Below are 4,421 nucleotides of genomic sequence, written 5' to 3'. Positions count from 1 at the left end.
GCTAGCTTTTGGTTTCGTCGCTTAGAGCATAGCACGGGTAGCCTTATAGGTGCCCTATTATTTTGTCATTTAAAACGGGCCTACACTCTTAGCGTTGGATTTCTCCAACACCAGAAAGTGTAGACCCGTTTTTTGTTGCCAGTGGCGCAGTTACTTACTTTTGCGCAAGAGGCTGGTTTCTGTTAGAATGATTTGCGTTAATTAATGCGAGGTAAAAGGGAGACAAATCAATAACATGGCAGATGAAATCATTACCGGCGTCAGTGCCGACGGGTTGTTCCGCGTGTTTGCCGTTGATGCGACGCAAACCGTCCAAGAAGCGCAAACGCGCCATGACACTTGGAGCGCTGCTAGTGCCGCTTTAGGCCGGACTTTGGTGGCGACGAGTTTATTAGCCGCCGCGGGGTTAAAAAATGCCGATGACTTGCTGACGGTACGCATCAAAGGCGATGGACCAGTCGGGGCGATCATTGCTGATGGCACAGCCGACGGGACAGTGCGCGGTTATATTCAAGTGCCACATGTCAACTTGCCGCTGAATTTAGTCGGGAAAATCGATGTGGCCAAAGCAGTTGGCAAAAAAGGCTTGCTGGTGGTCACCAAATCCTTAGACGGCGCGGAACCATTTTCTGGCCAAGTACCCTTGGTTTCTGGGGAACTTGGGGAAGATTTCGCCTACTACTTGTCGCAATCTGAGCAGATCCCTGCTGCCATCGGTTTGTCGGTATTCGTTAATGCGGATAATTCTATCGCCCATGCTGGCGGCTTTATGGTGCAAGCTTTGCCTGGCGCGACGGATGAGGCATTGGCGAAGCTTGAAACTAACATCAAAACCTTGCCGCTAGTTTCTGAAATGCTGAAATCCGGCATGACCGCCACCCAAATCGCTAAGCGCGTGTTAGGCATGGGGGACACTGGCATCAAGATCTTGCAGTCGCAACCGTTGAAATTCGCTTGCACGTGTTCAAAGGCGCATTTTGCCCGAGTGATCGCCACTTTGGCGAAAAAAGACGTCCAACAAATGATCGATCAAGATCATGGCGCCGAAGCGGTTTGCAAGTTCTGCGGAAACAAATACCACTACACAGAAGAAGAGCTTATCGCCTTGCGCGATCAGGAGGAAGATTAATGGATCAATCATGGCAAATTGGTAACGTGACGATTCCCAACCGCATCGTCGTTGCGCCTATGGCTGGGATCACCAACGCTAGCTTTCGGGTGACCGCCAAAGAATTCGGCGCCGGCTTAGTGGTGTGTGAAATGATCTCTGATCGTGGGATCATGTATGGCAACAAGAAGACTTTAAAGATGATGTTTGTTGATCCGCGCGAACATCCAGTATCGATCCAGATTTTTGGTGGGACCAAAGAGACCTTGGTCAATGCGGCCAAATTCGTCGCCGAAAACACCGCAGCAGATATTATCGACATCAACATGGGCTGCCCAGTGCCTAAAGTCACCAAAACTGATGCTGGTGCCCACTGGTTATTAGACCCGAACAAAGTTTATGAAATGGTCGCCGCGGTGGTGGATGCCGTCGACAAACCAGTTACGGTCAAAATGCGTACCGGCTGGGATGAAGATCATGTCTTCGCCATTGAAAATGCCCTTGCTGCTCAACGCGCCGGCGCTGCAGCTTTGGCAATGCATGGCCGCACCCGCAAACAAGGGTATTCTGGGCATGCAGATTGGGACATTTTAAAGCAAGTTGCCAATGAATTGACCATTCCATTTATGGGAAACGGGGATGTCCGCACGCCGCAAGACGCCAAGCGCATGTTGACTGAAGTCGGTGCCGACGCAGTGATGATCGGCCGTGGGGTATTAGGCAATCCTTGGCTGTTGACCCAAGTGGAAGCCTACTTGCGCACTGGTGAATTAGTGCCAGAACCGACGCCGCGTGAAAAAGTCGAAACCGCGAAGCTACAATTACATCGCTTAGTTGAATTGAAAGGCGAAAAAGTTGGCGTGCCAGAATTTCGGCAACTGGCAGCTTATTACCTGAAAGGCATTCCGCGTTCTGCCCGCACGAAAAACGCGGTGAACTCCGTGGATACGGAACAAGAAGTCGATGATATTTTTGATCGCTTCGTTGAAGAAACTGAAGCGCGCATCGCCAAGGCCCACGCTCGGGCATAATTGCCGTTGCATTTTTTCAGAAATTAAGGCACACTCAAACTGGACTAATGAATGGAGGACTTATTGGTGGCAAATGAAAAGCAACCTGAATTAAATGACCAAATGAAGGCCCGTCGCGAAAAAATGGACGCCTTGCGCGAAGCTGGGATCGATCCTTTCGGTCATCGCTTCGAGCGTACCCATTTGGCGCAAGAATTGCATGATCAATTCGATGCGTTGGACCATGACACGGTATTGGCAGATGAGACCCATGTGAAAATTGCTGGGCGGATGATGTCCAAACGCGGTAAAGGGAAAGTCGGTTTTGCCGATATTCGCGACCGCTCAGGCAAGATCCAATTGTATGTGCGCAAAGACGTGGTCGGCGAAGATAACTATCAGATCTTCAAAAAAGCTGACCTTGGCGATATCTTAGGCATTTCTGGTGACATGATGAAAACCAACGCTGGGGAATTGACCATTCGCGTGGATCATGTGACCCATTTGGCCAAAGCTTTGCGCCCATTACCAGACAAATATCATGGGTTGACCAACGTTGAGCAGATCTATCGGCAACGCTACTTGGATTTGATCGCCAATCCAGATTCATTTGATCGTTTCGTCAAGCGTTCAAAGATCGTCAGTGCCGTGCGTGAATACTTGGACAACAACCAGTTCTTAGAAGTTGAAACGCCAGTGTTGCACAACCAAGCTGGTGGCGCCAATGCCCGGCCATTTATCACCCATCATAATGCGTTGAACATCGATTTATACTTACGCATCGCCTTGGAATTACACCTCAAGCGTTTGATCGTTGGGGGCATGGAGCGCGTGTATGAAATCGGGCGAGTTTTCCGTAACGAAGGCATCGATACCAAGCACAACCCAGAATTCACCATGCTGGAAACTTATGCTGCTTATTGGGATCTTTCCGATGTCATGGATGAAACGGAAGGCATTTTCCGCTATGCCGCCCAGAAAGTCTTAGGCACTGGCAAGATCACTTATCAACGCCAAGACCTTGATTTGGATCAGCCATTTGCGCGAGTACACATGGTCGACGCGATCAAAGCACAAACTGGCGTTGATTTCTGGCAACCGATGAGCACTGAAGAAGCCCGTAAAGTTGCCGATGAACATCACGTGAAGTATGAACCTTATTGGACCACCGGACACATCATCAATGCCTTCTTTGAAGAATTCGTCGAAAAGACCTTGGTGCAACCGACGTTCTTATATGGTCATCCCATCGAGATCTCGCCTTTGGCTAAAAAGTCCAAAAAAGATCCGCGCTTCGTGGATCGCTTTGAATTATTCATGCATGGCAATGAATATGCCAACGCCTTTACGGAATTAAATGATCCCATCGACCAAAAGCAACGTTTTGAAGCCCAAGCCGCTGAAAAAACTGCCGGTAACGATGAAGCCCAAGGCATCGATGACGATTATGTCGAAGCTTTGGAATATGGGATGCCACCAACAGGGGGCTTAGGGATCGGGATCGATCGCTTAGTCATGCTGTTGACGGATGCCCCATCGATTCGCGACGTGCTGTTGTTCCCAACGTTGCGGCCATAATTGAAAAACTGTCTCACTATTTTTTATTGGTGAGACAGTTTTTTTATGGCCTTTTTTGGCAAGTGTGCATGTTTGATGAATGAATTTACAACAGGGCTCAAGTGCCGTACCCAGAAATTACCGAATGACACGCACCGTTTGTAGGAGCGAAGATAGCAAAAATCCAAACGTTCGACGTCCCTTAAAAAGCAGTGTTCGCATTTGTGAAAAAGTTACGAAAAATGTTGACGCACCGCGGTTTCCTTGGTAATATTATAAACGTTGTTGAGGCAGCCACGGCGGTTATCCGCTGAGGTGAGATCAGAAAAAAGTTGTTGACTTAACGCCGATGACATGATATGATTTCTAAGTTGTCTTTTGACAAGGTAGTCCTTTGAAAACTGAACAAAGTTTCGTAAATGTGATAGGGCTTTTCTTAATTGAAAAGAGTTAAACATGAGCGAAGTCAATTCGCTAGTAAATCTCGGATCTAAGATTTCGGTCTTAGTGAAGAACAACAAACGAGCTATTCAAATAACTCATTATATGAGAGTTTGATCCTGGCTCAGGATGAACGCTGGCGGCGTGCCTAATACATGCAAGTCGAACGAGGTTTTGTTGTATGAAGTCTTCGGACTGATTGCTTTAAAACCGAGTGGCGGACGGGTGAGTAACACGTGGGTAACCTGCCCTTAAGTGGAGGATAACATTTGGAAACAGATGCTAATACTGCATAAACCTCAGAA

At 48.1% G+C, this 4,421-nt stretch carries 3 protein-coding genes and 1 rRNA gene; all 4 read left to right on the top strand.

All coding sequences use genetic code 11. The annotated features are described in order from the left end of the window. Positions 1 to 235 precede the first annotated feature (235 nt). Complete coding sequence (gene hslO, locus ACKTSG_RS13610; RefSeq protein WP_407895529.1) at positions 236 to 1,129, top strand: Hsp33 family molecular chaperone HslO; 894 nt, start codon at positions 236 to 238, stop codon at positions 1,127 to 1,129. After that, a complete protein-coding gene (dusB, locus tag ACKTSG_RS13605; protein WP_407895527.1) occupies positions 1,129 to 2,139 on the top strand; it encodes a tRNA dihydrouridine synthase DusB in 1,011 nt (336 codons plus the stop codon). Before hslO ends, dusB begins: the two co-directional genes overlap by 1 nt. A 66-nt stretch (positions 2,140 to 2,205) precedes the next feature. Further along, complete coding sequence (gene lysS, locus ACKTSG_RS13600) at positions 2,206 to 3,696, top strand: lysine--tRNA ligase (RefSeq protein WP_407895525.1); 1,491 nt, start codon at positions 2,206 to 2,208, stop codon at positions 3,694 to 3,696. A 521-nt stretch (positions 3,697 to 4,217) separates the two neighbouring features. Next, positions 4,218 to 4,421 (top strand): 16S ribosomal RNA (locus tag ACKTSG_RS13595); the annotation flags it as partial.

Origin of the sequence: Lacticaseibacillus salsurae (genome assembly GCF_045862175.1) — a bacterium.
Taxonomy (GTDB): domain Bacteria; phylum Bacillota; class Bacilli; order Lactobacillales; family Lactobacillaceae; genus Lacticaseibacillus; species Lacticaseibacillus salsurae.
This window is presented reverse-complemented; position numbering and strand designations above follow the sequence as displayed.

Coding starts and splice junctions, on each gene's coding strand:
- hslO (WP_407895529.1), top strand. CDS start 236: ATGGCAGATGAAATCATTACCGGCGTCAGTGCCGACGGGTTGTTCCGC.
- dusB (WP_407895527.1), top strand. CDS start 1,129: ATGGATCAATCATGGCAAATTGGTAACGTGACGATTCCCAACCGCATC.